This is a genomic window from Streptomyces sp. BBFR2 (assembly GCF_044497305.1).
Classification (GTDB): Bacteria; Actinomycetota; Actinomycetes; order Streptomycetales; family Streptomycetaceae; genus Streptomyces.
Genome location: NZ_CP172415.1, coordinates 491,192 through 508,029, shown reverse-complemented (window position 1 = coordinate 508,029; position 16,838 = coordinate 491,192). Strand labels below are relative to the sequence as shown.

General features: G+C 77.0%; 10 protein-coding genes. 6 read left to right on the top strand and 4 right to left on the bottom strand.

The window, feature by feature from the left end:
• Window positions 1-168 precede the first annotated feature (168 nt).
• Together ACGH2B_RS01880 and ACGH2B_RS01875 are read left to right on the top strand one after the other, a co-directional pair.
• Window positions 169-1,263, top strand: a complete 1,095-nt coding sequence (locus ACGH2B_RS01880; RefSeq protein WP_399082994.1) for a hypothetical protein — start codon at window positions 169-171, stop codon at window positions 1,261-1,263.
• Window positions 1,264-1,428: 165 nt separating this feature from the next.
• Entirely contained in the window at window positions 1,429-4,848 is a 3,420-nt protein-coding gene (locus tag ACGH2B_RS01875; protein WP_399082991.1) for a right-handed parallel beta-helix repeat-containing protein, read from the top strand.
• A 61-nt stretch (window positions 4,849-4,909) separates the two neighbouring features.
• Here ACGH2B_RS01875 and ACGH2B_RS01870 read toward each other — a convergent pair whose 3' ends face one another.
• Complete coding sequence (locus ACGH2B_RS01870; protein ID WP_399082988.1) at window positions 4,910-5,242, bottom strand: hypothetical protein; 333 nt, start codon at window positions 5,240-5,242, stop codon at window positions 4,910-4,912.
• 493 nt (window positions 5,243-5,735) lie between these two features.
• Between ACGH2B_RS01870 and ACGH2B_RS01865 the strand changes: the two genes are divergently transcribed.
• Complete coding sequence (locus tag ACGH2B_RS01865) at window positions 5,736-8,591, top strand: hypothetical protein (RefSeq protein WP_399082985.1); 2,856 nt, start codon at window positions 5,736-5,738, stop codon at window positions 8,589-8,591.
• A 476-nt stretch (window positions 8,592-9,067) separates the two neighbouring features.
• The gene (locus ACGH2B_RS01860) at window positions 9,068-9,604 is read left to right on the top strand and encodes a sigma-70 family RNA polymerase sigma factor (protein WP_399082982.1); all 537 of its coding nucleotides are present in this window, start codon (window positions 9,068-9,070) and stop codon (window positions 9,602-9,604) included.
• An 86-nt stretch (window positions 9,605-9,690) separates the two neighbouring features.
• Here ACGH2B_RS01860 and ACGH2B_RS01855 read toward each other — a convergent pair whose 3' ends face one another.
• The 3 genes from ACGH2B_RS01855 to ACGH2B_RS01845 form a co-directional block, all read right to left on the bottom strand.
• Entirely contained in the window at window positions 9,691-10,407 is a 717-nt protein-coding gene (locus ACGH2B_RS01855; RefSeq protein ID WP_399082979.1) for a response regulator transcription factor, read from the bottom strand.
• Between the two features lie 166 nt (window positions 10,408-10,573).
• Entirely contained in the window at window positions 10,574-12,928 is a 2,355-nt protein-coding gene (locus tag ACGH2B_RS01850; protein ID WP_399082976.1) for a glycosyl hydrolase family 95 catalytic domain-containing protein, read from the bottom strand.
• A gap of 575 nt (window positions 12,929-13,503) precedes the next feature.
• Window positions 13,504-14,454 carry an aminoglycoside phosphotransferase family protein gene (locus ACGH2B_RS01845; protein WP_399082972.1) on the bottom strand — a complete coding sequence of 317 codons (951 nt, stop codon included), beginning with the start codon at window positions 14,452-14,454 and terminating at the stop codon, window positions 13,504-13,506.
• A gap of 156 nt (window positions 14,455-14,610) precedes the next feature.
• Between ACGH2B_RS01845 and ACGH2B_RS01840 the strand changes: the two genes are divergently transcribed.
• Together ACGH2B_RS01840 and ACGH2B_RS01835 are read left to right on the top strand one after the other, a co-directional pair.
• Window positions 14,611-15,798, top strand: coding sequence for a CapA family protein (locus tag ACGH2B_RS01840; RefSeq protein WP_399082969.1), 1,188 nt, complete (start codon window positions 14,611-14,613; stop codon window positions 15,796-15,798).
• A 131-nt stretch (window positions 15,799-15,929) separates the two neighbouring features.
• A complete protein-coding gene (locus ACGH2B_RS01835; RefSeq protein WP_399082966.1) occupies window positions 15,930-16,553 on the top strand; it encodes a TetR/AcrR family transcriptional regulator in 624 nt (207 codons plus the stop codon).
• Window positions 16,554-16,838: the final 285 nt, after the last annotated feature.

Below are 16,838 nucleotides of genomic sequence, written 5' to 3'. Positions count from 1 at the left end.
TGCGTCGCCGGGGCCGTCCGCCGTCCGCGGGCCGTCCGCCGGTGGACACCCCGGAGCTTCCCCGGCATGCCCGCTCCGGGCGCCCGGCCCGTCCACCCGCCCGCACCACCAGGCACGGACCCCCGGAGCCCGCCGGGCACCGCGCCGACCCCTCGGAAGGCACCTGCCATGAACCCCGCCGCACCCGGCACCCCGCCGACCGGCCTCCCCGGTCCCGACCACGTCGGTCCGGGCCTCCCCGGTCCCGACCACGCCGCTCGTGACCTCCCGGGCCCGCCCGTCCCCCTCCCGCCACGCTCCACCTGGCGGGCCGACTGCCACCATCTGCTGCTCTCCCTCGCCGGGACCGTCGACGACGACGCGCTGACCCGCGCCCGCCGGTACCTGGCCGCGTCCGCGCGGCCGGACTTCGCCCGCGAGGTGCTCCGCGCCGTGCAGGCGGCCGGCGCCGCGCTGCCGGAGGGCGACGCCGACCTGCTCGCGGAGGTGCTGGAGGCCGACGGGCAGGACTCCGGGCCCCTCGACCTGCTGCCCCCGCCGCCCGCCCGGCCGACGCCGCTCCCGTACGTCTTCGAGGCGGTCGGCGCCGCGGCGCCCCCGGCGCTCGCCGCGGCCGCCGCGCGGGCGGGCGCGCACGGCCTGTGGTGCGCCCGGCGGCGGCCCGCCACGGGCCGGGCGCGTCCCGCACGCGGGGTGTACGTCTGCGAGACGCCGCCCGGCACCGACCTGCCGGCCGTCACCGCCGTACTGCTGGACGCCCTCGCGGCGGCGGGGGAGACGGCCGCACAGGCCGAGGTCTACGCCACCGGCGACCGGCTGCCCCGCTACCAGCGGGCCGCCCGCGACGCCGGCGCACCGGTGTGGGCGGCGCGACGCACCCCGTTCACGGCGGCCCCGGTCTTCGACGGGGTGACGGACGCCGGACGGCCCTTCTTCCGCCCCGGCCACCCCCGCCTGGAGCTCGGCGAGCGCGCCCGCGTCCTGGCCTACCTGCGGGCCGGCACCCCGCTGCTCGACTGCCCGGAACCGCTCGACGACGTCGTGGACCCCACCCGCCCCGGCGGCGTCCCCGCCGGGATCCGTACCGACGGCACCTGGCTGTGGTCCGACGCGAGCGCCCACTACCTCGACGCGTACGGACTGGCCCCGGCCGAGGGGCTGCTGCGCCACATCCGGGCGGCGGACCACACCGCCCCGCCCGTCGACGACACCACCCGCCACCGGGCGCTGGCCCACTGCACCGCCGGACCACCCCGGCCCTGACCCCCGTCCGCCTCCGACGTCCCCCGACCCCGCACCCACCGGCCGTACCGAGCGGACCGGTACGCCGAGCTTGGAGCACCCCGTGAACCCCTCCCGATGCCACCTCGCCCCCGCGCCGCCCGCCGCACCCGCCCGCCGCGCCGGTACGGCCGCCGAGGCCGCGCGATGAGCCGGGTCCTCAACGTGTCGGACACCGAGCCCGGTTGCTACCCGACCATCGGCCAGGCCCTCACCGAGGCGGACCCCGGGGCCATCATCAACGTGCTGCCGGGCTCCTACCACGAGAGCCTGGTGGTCCGGGTACCGGTGAGCATCACCGCCGAGGAGGGCCCCGGCAGCGTCACCTGGGACACCGCCGAGGGCAGCACCGTCCTCCTCGCCGCCGAGTCCCTCACCCTGCGCGGCCTCGAACTGCGCGGCCGGGACGGCGGCGCCGCGGTGGTGGACGCCGCGATGGGCACCCTGACGATGGAGGAGTGCACCGTCACCGCCGCCTCCGCCGCCGCGGTGCTCGCCCGCGGCGGCGCGCGCCTCGCGCTCCGCGACTGCGCGCTCGCCAACACCGCGGGCTCCGGCCTCGTCGCCATGGAGGACGCCGCGGGCGAGGTCGAACGGTGCGCCTTCCGCGCGGTCCAGGGCTCCGGCGTCGTCCTCGCCTCCGGCGCCGACCCGCTGATCCGCGACTGCGCCTTCAACGACATCGGCGGCAACGCGGTCTGCTCCACCGAAGGCGGCCGCGGCCGGATCGAGGACTGCGACCTCTCCGGCATCCGCGGCCCGGCCATCGGCGTCGAGAAGGGCGGCGCCACCTCCGTCCACCGCACCCGTATCCACGACAGCGCCGACTCCGCGGTGCACCTCACCGGCCCGGTCCGCGGCGTCTTCGAGGACTGCGAGATCACGGACGTCACCGGCCACGGTTTCGTCCTCGGCGCGGGCGCGGCACCGCACGTCGTCCGCTGCACCGTGACCCGCACCGGCGGCAACGGACTCCTCGTCACCGACCGCTCCCACGGCACCTTCGAGGACTGCGAGGTCACCGGCGCCGAGGAGACCGCGGTCTGGGTGACGGGGGAGAGCGACCCGCAGCTCACCGGCGTCCGCATCCACCACGGCGCCGGACTGGCCGTCGCGGTGCGCGACCAGTCCGCCGGGACCTACACCGGCCTCGACATCCACGACATGGAACGGCACGGCATCGGCATCTCCACCGGCGCCAACCCGCTGTTCCGCAAGGCGTCCGTCCGCGACTGCCGGGGACACGGCGTCCTCGTCGCCGAGGACGGCCGGGGCCGCATCGAGGACTCCCGTATCGAACGGACCACCCTCGCCGGACTGGCCGCCACCGGCGGCGGAAACCCGTACGTCCAGGGCACCCGGATCGCCGACTGCGCCGACGCCGGGGTCCTGGTGGGCGAAGGGGGACGGGCGGTGCTGCGGGACTGCGAGGTCACCGGGGCACGCGCCCAGGGCGTCGCCGTCGAGGGCGACGGGGACCTCGCGCTCGGCCGGTCCCGGGTGCACACCAACCGGCGGCACGGCGTCCGCCTCACCGGCCGCGCCACCGGGGCCGTCACCTCCTGCGAGGTGTACGGCAACGACGGCGACGGCCTGCTCGTCGAGACCACCGGCGAGGTCACCGTCGTCTCCTGCGAGGTCCACGGCAACCGGGGCGCCGGACTGCGCCGCACCGTCCCGGACACCGCGGTCCGCGTCGAGGAGCTGACCAGCCACGGCAACGGCGCACCGGACAGCGGCGGCCCGGCCACCGCCACCGCCGACGCCGGGCCGCCGCCCGCCCCCGCGCGGAACACCCCGGAACCGGCAGCCGCCCCCGCGCCCGCCGACGGGCCGGACGGCGATGACCCGCTGGCCGCCGCGCTCGCCGAACTCCGTTCCCTGGTCGGCCTCTCCGGCGTCAAGAAGGAGGTCACCTACCTCGTCAACCTCAACCGGATGGCCGCCCACCGCAAACAGGCCGGACTGCCCGTCCCGCCCATGAGCCGCCATCTGGTCTTCGCCGGCCCGCCCGGCACCGGCAAGACCACCGTGGCCCGCCTCTACGCCCGTATCCTCGCCGCCCTCGGCACCCTGCGCAGCGGCCATCTCGTCGAGGTGGCCCGCCTCGACCTCGTCGCGCAGGTGGTCGGCGGCACCGCCCTGAAGACCGCGGAACGCTTCGAGGAGGCCCGCGGCGGGGTGCTCTTCATCGACGAGGCGTACGGACTGCTGTCCGGGGAGGGCGGCAGCGGCCCGGACTTCGGCAAGGAGGCGATCGACACGCTGGTGAAGCTGATGGAGGACCACCGCGACGAGGTGGTCGTCGTCGCCGCGGGCTACGAGGACGAGATGCGCCGCTTCCTCTCCTCCAACCCCGGCCTGTCCTCCCGGTTCACCCGCACCGTGCAGTTCGACAACTACGCCTCCGGCGAACTGGTCACCATCGTCGAGCACATGTGCCGCACCCACCACTACGAACTGGGCGACGGCACCCGGGAGGCCCTCACCCGCCGCTTCGACCTCATCCCCCGCGACCGGGACTTCGGCAACGGCCGCACCGCCCGCAAGATCTTCGAGTCCATGGTGGAACACCAGGCCCAGCGCCTCGCCGGCCAGGAACACCCCACCGGCCGGGAACTGATCCTGCTGCTGCCCGAGGACGTCGCCCTCCCGGAGGGCGTGGACGGCCCCGACGCGGCGGACGGCGCGGACGCCCCGGACGCCGCCGCCCTCCTCGGCGAACTCCACCGCATGGTCGGCCTGGCACAGGTCAAGCGGGAGGTGTCCGGCATGGTCGACCTCCTCGAATCGGTCCGCCGCCGCCGGGCGGCCGGACTGCCCGCGCCCTCCCTCAGCCGCCACCTGATCTTCTCCGGCGCCCCCGGCACCGGAAAGACGACCGTCGCCCGCCTCTACGGCCGGCTGCTGCGCGCCCTGGGCGTGCTGCCCCGCGGCCAGCTCGTCGAGGTCTCCCGCGCCGACCTGGTGGGGGAGTGGGTCGGCCACACCGCGCAGCGCACCAAGGAGGCGTTCGAACGGGCCCGGGGCGGCGTGCTCTTCATCGACGAGGCGTACACCCTCGCCCCGGCGTCCACCGGCTCGGACTTCGGACAGGAGGCCGTCGACACGCTGGTGAAACTGATGGAGGACCACCGCGACGAGGTCGTCGTCATCGCCGCGGGCTACTCCGCCGACATGGAGCGGTTCATCGCCTCCAACGCGGGCCTGGCCTCCCGCTTCTCCCGGACGGTGGAGTTCGACGACTACACCCCGGCGGAGCTGGTGACCCTCGTCGACCAGCAGGCCGCCGACGCCGGTTACGTCTGCTCCGACGACCTGCGCCGGGCCCTGCTGCGCCACTTCGAGGAGGTGCCGCGCGGCGCCGCGTTCGGCAACGGACGCTACGCCCGCCAGGTCCTGGACGGCATGGTCACCCTCCAGGCGGGGCGGCTCGGCGCCGTCCCCCGGCCCACCGACCACGACCTGTGCACCCTGCTGCCGGCGGACCTCGCCCTCCCGCCGGGGCCCGGCGCCCCGGCCGGTGACTCCCCCGTCCGGGAGGAGAAGGCGCTGGACAACCGCTGACGGCCGCACGGTCCGCGCCGCCGGAGCCCCGCACGGGACCCGGCGGCGCGGACCGCCGCGGTCAGCGGGCGCGCCGCAGCGCCGCCACCGCCGCGTCCGCCTCCTCACCGGCCGACCGGTAGCGCCCGGCCGCGTCCAGCAGCCTGTCGGCCCGGTTCTCACAGGCCCCGACGAGCTCGTCAAGGACGCGGATCAGCTCCCCGGCGGTCAACTCTTCTTCCCGGCCCGCGGCTTGCCCCGCGGGCGTCGGGCCGTACCCGCCGCCGGAGTCCGCGCAGCGTTCCCGGTAGCGGTCGAGGCAGGTGGCCAACTCCCGCCCGGCCTCCTGGAGTTCGCGGCCGAGCCGCCGCACGGCGTCGGCGTCGATGGTGACGGAGTCGTTCCGGTCGGGCATGTCGCTCCTCGGTACGGGGTGCGGGACGGGCCCCGCGCGGCGGGCGGTGCGCCGGGGCCGGAGAGGGGCGCCGGTCCGGGCCGTCCCGGCGGCGCCCCGGCACGATAGCCCCGCACCGCCCGCCCGCGAGGTGGCCGCCACCGGCCCGCGCACCCGCCGGACGAGGGGTTCTTCGCAGGTGGGAGGCGGGCGGACGGCGGCTCGCGGCGGCCCGCGGATTGAGCCTGTGGACCCTGTCCGGGACGCGTCCGGCCCGCTTGACTGTGGGGGACGCCGCCCAGCCCCCGTGACGGCGTCGTCCCGCGCCGGAACCGGCCCGCCGGAGTGCGGCGGCCCGGATCCGGCGCGGGTGCCACCGGTCCTTCCGCGGGCCGGGCGCCCGCGGACCAGCGCGCCGGAACGCCCTCATCCCGCAGCGCACGCCGGCCCCCCGGCCCGGGGCCCACGACGGCCGGGCCGCGTGACGGCTGCACCGCGTACGAAGGACACCGCAGTGAGCCACTTGAGCAAGGCCCCCGCAAGCGCCGCGGCACCGGGGCCCGGAGTCCGGCAGCCCTGGACCGGCGCCACGGGACAGGGCCCGGCCGTGGCCGTACCGCGGCCGGACCAGGGGCCGCACCACCCGGTGACGACGGCCACCTTCCCGCCCGGGGGCCCGCCCGGCCGGACCCACGGGACGCCGGACGGGCGCCCGATCGACGGCGGGGTGGTCTTCGAACCGGGCGGCGAGCCGCTGGAACCCTCCCAACTCGCCCCCTGGTGGCGGCCGGACCGGAACCTCTACACCGTGTTCGTCCGCTTCGACGACCACCTCGGCGCCTTCTACATCGCCTCCCGGCCCGTCACCCCGCTCGAACTGGCCGAACGTGTCCTCGCCTGCCCCCGGAGGAGCGGCCGGGCCGTGCTGCTGGTCTCCAACGGGTCCGTCGCCGGCTGGATGGTCCAGCAGATCGCGGACCGCCTCCAGATGCCGGTGCTCGCCGGCGGCCACCGCGACCGCTGGTGGGGGGTGACCCCGCAGCGCGCCGACCGCCACCGGACGCCCGCCGTCCAGCTCGCCGGCCGCCACCCCTTCCCCGAGGCGGAACTGGCCCGGCTGCGGCCCGGCACCGAGCCGCCACGCGACCTGCCGGGCCCCGCGCCGCTGGCCCGCCCGGACGCCCGCGGACTGGTACTGGCCGAACGGAGCGCCCCGGAAACGGCCGCACTCACGGCGGACCTCGGACACTGGGCCGAGCAGCGCTGGCGCCCCGGCCTGTACGGCGTCGCCGTCCACCGCCCGGCGGGCCACCGGGGCGCGCCCTACCTGCTGGGGACCCGCCCGGCCTCGGTGTGGGACCTGGCCCGCGCCCTGTGGACCGTACGGACGCACTGGCAGGGCCGTGCCGCGGCCCTCGCGGTCCTCACCTCACCCCCGCCCCCGGCACCGGACGGCGCCCGGGAACTGCGGCTGCTGGCCGCCTACCTCCGCACCTCCGTCGTCGACGCCCGCGATCCGGCCGCCTGCGCGGCTCTCCCGCCGGCGACCTTCCCGGCCACTTCGGCGGTGGTCCCGGCCACGGCGGGGGCGGGCGGGGGCGCGGCTTCACCGGTGACGGTGCCGGTGCCGGTGGCTGAGGCTTCGCCTGTGCCTGTGCCCGCGTCTGCGTCCGGGCCGGTGCCGGTGGCCGCGATGCCCTCGCCGGTGGCTGCGGCCCCGCCTTCGCCTGCGGCTTCGGGCGTGTCTGCGTCTCCGTTCGTGCCGGGGCCGGGGCCGGGGCCGGGGCGGGTGCCGGGGCCGGGGCTGGGGGTCGCGGCTTCGCCTGTGCCTGTGCCTTCGCCCGTGCCTGGGACCCCGCCCGTGCCCGTGCCGGTGCCCGGGGCACCCTCGCCGGTGCCCGGGGCACCCTCGCCGGTGGCCGGGGATTCCCCGCCTCCGGCCGGACCGGGGGCCGCCGCGCCCCTGCCCGCGCCCGTGGCCGCCGCGCCGTTGACCGTGCCACCGGTTCCTCCGGCGGTCGCCCCGCCCACGCCGACGCCCACCGCTCCCACCGCCCCCGGCGCCACGGCGTGGGCGGCCCCCGGCACTCCCGCCCCCGCGCCGCCCTCGGCCCCCGCGCTGCCTCCGGCCCAGGCGCCCGGCCTCGGAGCGCCGCCGCTCGCCCCGGACGTGCTCGCCGCCCCCGGCACCACGGCGTGGGCGGGCACTCCCGCCCCCGCGCCACCCTCGGCCCCCGCGCCGCCCCCGGCCCCGGCCCCCGGCCCCGGAGCGCCGCCGCCCGCCCCGGACGTGCTCGCCGCCCCCGTGCCGCCGGTCCTCCCGCGGGCGGCCACGCCACCGCCACCGCCCGCCCTCGGCACCCTCCCGGCAGCGGTCGCGGGGCTGCCCGCCGCCGTGGGTGTCACCCCGCCGGTGGCCGCCGCACCACGGCCGCCCGCTCCACCGGCGGACGGCCCCGCGACACCGGAAGCCCCGCGCCGTACCGACGCCGAACCGCGTCAGGACGAACCGCGTCAGGACGAACAGCGTCAGGAAGGACCGCCCGCCACCGGGCCCGCCCCCTTGGGCCCCGGCCCCGAGCCCGTGCCCGCCGACGCCGGCCCCGCCGCTCCCGAGCCCGCCACCGCCCCCGGACCACCGCGCCGCGCGGGCGTCCTGTACGCGCCCGCCGGTGTGTTGCCCGCCCACCGCAGTACGGCGGACGAGCGGGCGGCGTTGCGGGCGGCGCTGCGGCGCGGCTACGACGTGCACGCGCGGGCCGTGGCGCGGGTGCTGGCCACCCGGCCGGGGCTGCGGTCGGCGGCCGACGCGGGGGACTCCGTCCTCTGCGACCTCATCGCCGTCCGCGCGCTGATCTGCGACGACTGGCAGGCGGCCGGGCCCGGACGGCTGCCCTCGGCGCAACTGGCGGGCGCCTGGGCCGCGTGCGTGGCCTCCGGGCTCCGGCGGCTGCCGTCCTACCGCGGGGTGGCGCACGGCCGGGACACGCCGGCACAGGAGGGCGCGGACGGGTACCGGACCGGGCAACTGCTCCGCCCCGCCGAAGTGGTGCGGGCCCGCCGGGGCGCGCCGGAGCCCGGGGACACCGGGGTGACGTACGCGGTCTGGTCGGTGAGCGGCCGACGGACCGACGCGCTCGGCACCGCCGGCGCCGGTGAGGAGGTCCTCTTCCCCGGCAACAGCGCGTTCCGCGTCCTGGCGACCGGACCGGACACCGGCCCCGGCCCCCGCCTGCTGCTCCGCGAACTCACCGCCGCCGAATACGACGCCCCGGACGCCGAGCGCCAACCGGACGCCTTGGCCGTGGAGTTGGACGAGCGGGACGCGGCGGTACGGGACAAGCTCCTCGCCGCGTGCCGGGCCGGCTGAACGGCGCGGCGGCCGGGCGGGACCGGCCCGACGGCGGGCACCGGCACCGGCCCCCGCCGTCGGGCCTTCGCGCCGGACCTCGCCACCGGGCCCGCGGCCAAGGAGACCGCGACGGCCGGAAGAACCGTACCGGACACCGCCGTTGGGCCCTCGGGCCCATCCGCCCTGGGCTCACCGGCCCAATTCGCCGCCCGCCCGCCCCGGATATCTGGGGGACGCACCCCGCCCTGTGGCAGTCTGACGAAAGGCGGCCGCCGGGGAGAACTCCCCCCGAACTCCGGCCTTTTCCGCCCTGTGCGTCTCCCCGCCGGCCCGTGCGGTACGGAAACGCGCGGGGCGGAATGCGCCGCCGTCCCGCCGCGCGGGTTCCGGGAACCCGATCGCCGGAATCCGCGCGGCCCCTCAGCAGACTCCCCGGTCAGGAAAGCTCCCATATGAAGAACCAGCGCCTTTCGGTCGGCCCGGGAAAGGGTGCCGTGACGGACGAGACAACGCACCACGAGGCATTCCTGCGAGGGCTCTACGCCCATCACCGCACCGCCCTGGAGCACTATGTGATGCGGGTCGGCGGAGTCGGCAGGGAAACCGCGGAAGACCTCGTCCAGGAGACCTTTCTGCGTGCCTGGCGCAACGCCGCGAAACTCGACCGTCACCGCGACGGGACCGGCGACGCGATGCGCCCCTGGCTGCTCCGCGTGGCCCGGAACCTGGTCATCGACGCCTACCGGGCCAAGAACGCCCGCCCCCGGCAGACCGCCGACCCCACGCCGCCGGACACCGAGGCGGTCCCGGACGGCGCCGAACAGGTCGCCCTCGCCCAGGACATGGCGGGCGTCCTGGCGCTGCTCTCCCCGCCGCACCGGGAGGTCGTGGTGCATCTGCACTGCATGGACCGGTCGATACCGGACACCGCCCGGACGATCGGCGTCCCCACCGGTACCGTCAAGTCCCGTAACCACTACGCCCTCAAGGAGCTGCGGCGCATCGTCGCGGAGTCCGGCATGGCCGGCTGAGCGGGCGGCCGGTCCGTCCGGCCGCCGTACGCCCGATCGCCCGGCGGGAACATGGGAGCCGCCGGGCGGTCCGGGTGACCGGAAGATCAGGAGCGGCGGGCCGCCGGCCGGTCGCTCGCCTCGACATCGGCGCCGAGCCAGAGGGCCACCGCCGCGGCACGGGTACGGACCCGCAGCTTCCCGTAGATACGGTTCACATGATTCTTGACCGTCTTCTCGCTCAGGAAAAGCGCGTCGGCTATTTCCCGGTTGCTGCGCCCGCGTGAGATATGGCCCATGATTTCGCTCTCCCGCCGCGAGAGCGATCCGGTACGGGCGCCGGGCCCGATACCGTCACACCGCGGTGCCGTCATCCGCAGCTTTCCGGAGAACGCGCCGGACGCTGCGCCGGTACGCGAAGCGCGCCCCCGGGCGGCCGAGGCGACCGCGGTGTAAAGGTCCGTCACCGAGAATTCCCGGTGCATCAGACAACCGGCCGCACCGCCCCGTACGGCCTGCTGGATTTCCTGCGGACGCTCCCGGTGGGCGAGCAGTACCACCTCGCACAGCACGGAAAGCCCGGGCAGCGTATCGAGGCTTTCTCCTCCGGAAAGGCCGAGCAGTGCCACATCGGGGGCGGAATGCCGGACGAGTTCCAGGGCCTGTCCGAAGTCCTGGGACTCACCGACGACGGCGAACCGGCTGCTGGCCCGGAGCAGACCGACCAGGCCGTGGCGGGTCACCAGATCCCTGTCGATGACAACGACCCGTACCGGTCGGGCCCTCCCGTCCGGGCTCGGGGCCGTGTGCGTCATGTTCATCATGGAGTTTTCCCTAGAGGGTGCAACTGAGGGGGCGGCGGCCACAACGGGCCGACGGCGCCGGGGACTCCACCCAGCATCGCCGCGCCCGCCCGCCGAGTGATCCGCCACCTGACGAGGATTGCCGCGCCCCGCCGCCCGACCGACCGGTCCGCACCCCGCCTCGCTCTCAGTCCGGAAGCCCCCAGCGGGGTGCCGGGCCGTCGGGCGTGACCGGTGCGGGCCGGGTGTCCGGACGTTCCCCGGGCGGTGCGAGCAGCGCGGTGCCGCCCCGGGGCAGCCGCAGCCGCACCGTCCCCGGGCCGCTCTCCTCGTACGGCAGCGGGCGGCCGTGGCCGTCGGTGATCGCCACCGGGCCCGGCAGCGAGTGCCGCACCACGCACGGCGCGCCCGCCTCGCTGAACACCCGCACCCACCGCGTGCGGCCCCCGGTACGCGCCGCGCTCAGCAGGAACGCGCCCTGGGTGCGGAAATCGTGCAGCCGCACCTCGCGCCAGGACGCCGGGACGGCGGGGAAGACCCGGATCACCCCGCCCCAGCTCTGGCAGAGCATGTCGTGCAGCGACTGCGCCGCCGACAGCGGCGTCTCGATCACCGGGCCGGACTCCTCGTACATCGTGTTCGGCCGGATGAAGCGGTCCAGCAGCGTCCGCAGATGGCCCAGTGCCTCGTCCCCCCGGCCCATCTGCGCGCACATCGACGCCGCGCCGGTGAACGTGTAGCCCTGCAACGCTCCCTCGAACCCGACCCAGTGCCGCAGTGACGTCTCGATCAGCTCCCGGTGCTCGGGCTGCTCCCAGGTGATCTCGTACAGCGGGTACACCGCCAGCAGATGGGAGTAGTGCCGGTGCGACTTCGCGAACGGGACGCCCGCGCCGATCATGAAGCCGTCGCCGTTCACCGCGTACGGCGCGAGCCGGGCCAGCACCTCCCGCCAGCGGTCCGCCGCCGGATCGGACACGCCCAGCGTCCGCGCCGCGTCCAGCAGCGTCGCGCAGCCCCACCGCAGCAGCGCCAGATCGAAGGTGCAGTCCCGCGCGTCGACGCCGTACTCCGGGGAGAACGTCGCCGGCAGATGCAGCCGGCCGTCCGGGCCCCGCTCCAGGAACCGCAGGTAGTAGGCGACCGCCTTGCGCAGCAGCGGGAAGAGGACATCGCGCAGGACGCCCTCGTCCATGGTGTGACGGTAGGTCAGCCACACGTTGTGCAGCGCCCACGTCAGATTGCCGACCTCCGGCGCCGGCGGATCCTGACCGGGCACCCCGACCGGGTACCCGCCGCCCGGCACCGCCGTACCGCCCCGCAGGAACCGGTCGGTGGTCCGCGGGATGCCCGCGCACCCGGCCCGGTACGGCGCCTCCAACTGCTCCGACAGCGCCTCCCGGTACTCGCCCAGCGCCCGCGTCACCGCGTCCAGTTCGAGGTGGTTGGCGCCGTGGATCGGCCAGTACTCCAACTGCACGTTGAGGTTCCACCAGGTCGCGGGCCACGGCGTCGGCTCCAGCCAGGGGCCGCAGGTCGCCATCACCGGCGCCGCGGCGCGCGCCGCCGACGCCGCCTTGTACAACTGGATCCAGTAGAACCGCTGGAGCCGGGCGTCGGGGACCGACAGGAAGCCGCGGCGGAAGTAGGAGTGCCACCACGTGCGGTGGTCCGCCGCCAGCGCGTCGTACGGCAGCGCGGCGGCGTCCCGGACCGTCCGCAGCGCCCGGCGCCGCACCGCGCGGCGCGGGCGCGCCGGGACGACCGCCGCGTACAGCGTCCGCGCCCCGTGCCCGCCGGTCCGCTCCCGCCACGCCGTGACGTGCTCCCCGCCGGCCAGCAGCGGCTGTACGGCGGCGCGCGCCTCCGTGTGCTCCTCGATCCGGGCGGGCGGGTTGCCGGTGTACCCCTCGGGCGCCGGTTTGAACGCGGCGCGCGGACTGATCGCCTCGGCCGGATGGAACACCCAGCGGAACGCCCGCTCCCCGGCGCTCGGCACGACCTCGACCGCCAGTACGGAACGGGAGGTGTGCACCAGCGCCCGCACCGTCAGGGTGCCCCGGTCGGTGGTGACCGTGCCGGTCAGCTCCGCGTCGCGCAGCCGCAGCCGCCAGTCCACCGCCGTGATCCGGCCGGCCGGCTCCAGGGTGAAGTGCCCCACCGGCAGCCGCGCCAGCCCGAACAGTGCCCCGAACTCCGGCCGGTGGTCCTGCACCTCGCTGTGCTGGACGGTGAACCGCACCGCGTTCGCGTCCGGTTCGGCGTACACCTGGCTGCCCAGCAGCGCGTTCCCGAGGAAGGGCGCCTCGTGCCACGCCGCGGGCAGCCGCCGCCACACGGGGTCGGCGTCGTCGAGGACCCGCGCCCAGGGATCGCCGGGCTCCGCCTCCCGCCGCTCCCGCGCCGCCACGGGCCCCGCCGCGGCCGCCGCCGCACCTCTCCCGGTGGCCCCCACCGCGCCGACGGCCAGCGCAGCCCCCAGCACATGCCGTCTCGGCGGGGACGCGGGGGAGCGGGGCGACAGGGACGGTTCGACGGCCATGCGGCCTCCAGTCGGCACGCGCGGCGGGGAACGGGCGCGTACGGGACGGCCGCCCGCCGCACCGGCCCCTCCCGCATGGTGCGGCCCCACCGGTCGAACGGGAAGCCCCCGGGCCCGGCGTACGCCGGAGGGGTGAGCGGATTCCGGACGGTCAACTCCCTTTGTCCGGTAGGGGTTTGGGAAAGAGGCCGCCGGTTTCGGCGCGGGGCGGGCGCCGGGCGTGGTCGCCGTGCGCCTCCGCTGGGCCGCCGTGCGCCTCCGCGGCCTCATGGACGGCTCGGAGTCCGACGGCGCGCCTCACCGGGGCCGTCGGTACGCAGGCCCGGGACGCACCTCCCCCAAGGACCGCTGCGCGGCTCGAAGTCGCCCGCATACGGCTCAGGGCCCGGCCGTACGCGCCATCCGCCGCCACCGGCCTGTTGCCGCGCAAGTCCCGGCGGCCGGGAACGTTCGGCCCCGGCCGTGTGCTCCTCGGCCCCGGCCGTGTGCTCCTCGGCCCCGGCCGTGTGCTCCTCGGCCCCGGCCGTGTGCTCCTCGGCCCCGGCCGTGAACCACACGGCCGGGGCCGCAGCCGCTCAGCACCCCGCCAGTTCCGCCGCCACCCGCGCCCGCCGCAACTCCTCCGCGCCGCCCGGGAGGTCGCCGTGCGCCGCCTCGTACAGGGCGCTCTCCACCCCGCGCGCCACCGACCAGGCCAGCAGCCGCGCCGGGTCCTGGGCGAGGGCGTCGCCGAGCAGCGCGGCGCGGGCGCGCAGCACCGGGCCCGGGCCGGGGCGGGCGAACGGGTCGTCGATCTGCGCCAGCAGCGGCCACGGGTCGTACGCCGGATCGCCGGTCATCGGCTTGGGGTCGATGGCCAGCCAGGGGCGGCGCCGGGCGGCGAGGATGTTGCCCGGGTTGGCGTCGCCGTGGACGACGGCCCGGCGGCGGGCGCCGCGCGGCAGCGTCCGCAGCAGCCGCGCGCCCAGTGCCACCAGCCCCGGGTCGTATCCGGTCCGCAGCCGCGCCGCCCGCTCCTCGACCAGCGCGGCCCACGCGTCGCACACATCCGCCATCCGCTCCGGTCCGCCGTCCGCCGGGTGCGGCGCCGCCCACAGCCGGCGCAGCACCTCGGCGGCGCGGATGAGCCGTTCCTCCGGCGGCAGCGGCGCGGCGGCGAGCGGGGTGCCCGGTGCGCACCGCTCGATGAGCAGCGCGCCGAGCGCCGGATCGTCGTCCAGCAGCCGTACGGCGCCGTCGCCCGCCCAGGCGCGCAGCGCCGGGCCCTCCCCCTCGGCCTCCCGGTGCGGCAGCCCGATCTTCAGGACGGCGGGCGTACCGTCCGGCAGCCCGGCGGGCGCGACCCAGGCGCAGCTACCGCCGTCGTACGGAGCGCCCAGCCGCAGGCCCCAACGTTCCCGCGCGGACCGGATCAGCTCCGGCAGCCGCGCCAGCCACTCCCGCCCGTCAGGGGTGCGCCGCACCGTACGGAGCATGGTCAGGCCGGGCGGGAAAAGGCCCGTGCCGTGCCGGTCGTGGATATCCATCCGGGCAGCGTAGGGGCGGCGGCCGGGCGGGGGAGAGCCCCGGGGGCCGGTCACCGATGGCGGTGGCCCGGGCGGCCGCGCCGCCGTCCGGGCGATAAACCGGCGAACCGCGCCGCACACGTCTTATCGGAAGAATCGTGTTGATATGCGTCAGGGATGAGCCAGTACACCCGGTATGCGGCGACCGCTCTGCTCGCCGCCCTCGCCGCCGGCTGCGGTGCGCCCGCGGCCGCCCCGCCGCCCCGACCGGCCCCGTCCGCCCCGGCCGCCGCGGGCGGTCACGCCGGAGCCCCGCAGCCCACGGAGGCCAAGGCGCCCTTCACCCTCGTCGCGTCCGGCGACGTCCTCGCCTCGTCCCCGGCGGCGTTGGACACCGCGAAGGGCGACGCCCCGGCCTCCGCCCGGCGTGGCTCAGGCCTGACCGGCTACGACTACCGACCGATGCTCAAGGGCATCAAACCCGTCATCGCCGAGGCGGACCTCGCCCTGTGCCATCTGGGAACCCCGCTCGGCCCGCTGACCGGCCCCTTCACCGGCTCCGGCGCCCTCCAGTCCCCGCCGCAGGTCGCCACCGCCCTCAAGGACGCCGGATTCGACTCCTGCGCCACCGCCTCCGGCCACACCCTCGACCGCGGCGACGCCGGGATCCACTCCACCCTGGAGGCGCTGGACACCGTCGGGCTGCGGCACACCGGCTCCGCGCGGAACGCCGTCGAAGGCACCCGGCCCGCGCTGCTGCGGGCGCGCGGCGGCGCCGAGGTCGCCCACCTCTCCTACGCCCTCGGCAACGGCAGGGCCGCCCGGGGCGCGAAACCCTGGGCGGTCTCCCTCGTCGACGAGCAGCGGATCATCGCCGACGCCCGCGCCGCCCGGCGGGCCGGCGCCGACCTCGTCGTGGTCAGCGTGGCGTGGGGCACCGCGTACCGCACCGCCCCCGACGCCACCCAGCTCGCCCTGGCCCGCACCCTCACCGCGGCGGAGACCGACGGCCGCCCCGACATCGACCTGATCCTGGGCTCCGGCGCCCACACCCCGCAGGCGTACGAGAAGGTCAACGGCGTCTGGGTGGTCTACGGGCTCGGCGACCAGATCGCCGGTTCCATGAAGAGACCGCAGGGCACCTGGGGCACCGTCGCACGCTTCCGTTTCGTCCCGCCGGAGCGGCCCGGCGACCGCTGGCAGGTGACCGACACGGAGTACGTCCCGCAGCTTCTCACCCGCACCGAACCGCTGCGCACCATCAACCTCAACCGCACCAAACTGTGGGTCAAGGAACGGGCCGCGATCGGAAAGACGGTGCTCAGCAGGGGTGCGGCCGCATCGGGCCTGGTGGCGGGCCGCTGACCGCGCACGGCCGGGCCCGCCCGCCGGGCATCCGCCGCTCCGGCGGCCGGTGTGCCACCCTTGGGGAGGAATCCGGGGCCCGGCCAGGGCCCCGGCCGACCGTGGCGAGAAGGAACGGGGGCCGGAGGGCAGTGAGCGGGAAGGCGGCCGTCCGGGCCAGGAATCCGCGGGGTCAGGGCGACCGGCTGCGGGCGGAGCTGCTGCGGGCCACCGAGCGGCTGCTCGAAGAGGTCGGCAGCGAGGACGCGCTGTCGCTGCGCGCCGTCGCCCGTGAGGCGGGCGTCGCGGCCCCGAGCATCTACCGTCACTTCGCCGACAAGACCGAGCTGGTCTGGGCGACGCTGGAGACCAGCTTCGAGCGGCTGGCCGCCGCCATGACCGAGGCCGCGGCGCAGGCCGAACCCTCCGGCGACCCCGTCGCCCGCCTCCGCGCCATGCTCCGCGCCTACTGCCGCTACGCCATCGACCACCCCGCCACCTACCGCCTCCTCTACGGCACCCGGCAGACCCCGGTCGGCCCGGAGCGTCTCGCGGGCCACCCGGCGGGCGTGCTGGTGCGCGGCTGGCTCGACGCGCTGACCGCCTGCGAGGAGGCGGGCTGGCGGATCCGCTGCACCCGCGCCGAGGCGCCGTACGTCCTGTGGTCGGCGGTCCACGGCCGCGTCATGCTCTGGCAGGTCATGCCCAGCCGCAAGGACACCGCCCGCCTGGACCGCTTCATCGACGAAATGCTCCAACTCCTGCTGGAACGCTGAGCGGGCACGGGCCCCTGCGGGACGCCGGACCTTCGGGCGCCGGGGCGCCGAGCCGGGGCGGCGCCGGAGCGCCGGGGTGCCTGCGGGTGCCGGGGGCTTGGGCTGAGGGGGCGGAAGCTGAGCTCGCCGGGTGCGGAGCGCCGAGCACGCCGGGTGCCGAGGTCGAGGGGGTGGCGCGCGGGGGCGCCGAATCCGGGGGCACCGGGCCGCGGAGAGTTTGCGGGGCGGTGGGTCTCCGGGGGCCGGTCGGCGGATGCCCACGGGCGCCGGGGGACTTGGCCGAGG

Bases quoted from the DNA above. Each gene is read 5' to 3' on its own strand.
- ACGH2B_RS01880 (WP_399082994.1), top strand. From the start codon at position 169: ATGAACCCCGCCGCACCCGGCACCCCGCCGACCGGCCTCCCCGGTCCC.
- ACGH2B_RS01875 (WP_399082991.1), top strand. From the start codon at position 1,429: ATGAGCCGGGTCCTCAACGTGTCGGACACCGAGCCCGGTTGCTACCCG.
- ACGH2B_RS01870 (WP_399082988.1), bottom strand. From the start codon at position 5,242: ATGCCCGACCGGAACGACTCCGTCACCATCGACGCCGACGCCGTGCGG.
- ACGH2B_RS01855 (WP_399082979.1), bottom strand. From the start codon at position 10,407: ATGATGAACATGACGCACACGGCCCCGAGCCCGGACGGGAGGGCCCGA.
- ACGH2B_RS01850 (WP_399082976.1), bottom strand. From the start codon at position 12,928: ATGGCCGTCGAACCGTCCCTGTCGCCCCGCTCCCCCGCGTCCCCGCCG.
- ACGH2B_RS01845 (WP_399082972.1), bottom strand. From the start codon at position 14,454: ATGGATATCCACGACCGGCACGGCACGGGCCTTTTCCCGCCCGGCCTG.
- ACGH2B_RS01840 (WP_399082969.1), top strand. From the start codon at position 14,611: ATGAGCCAGTACACCCGGTATGCGGCGACCGCTCTGCTCGCCGCCCTC.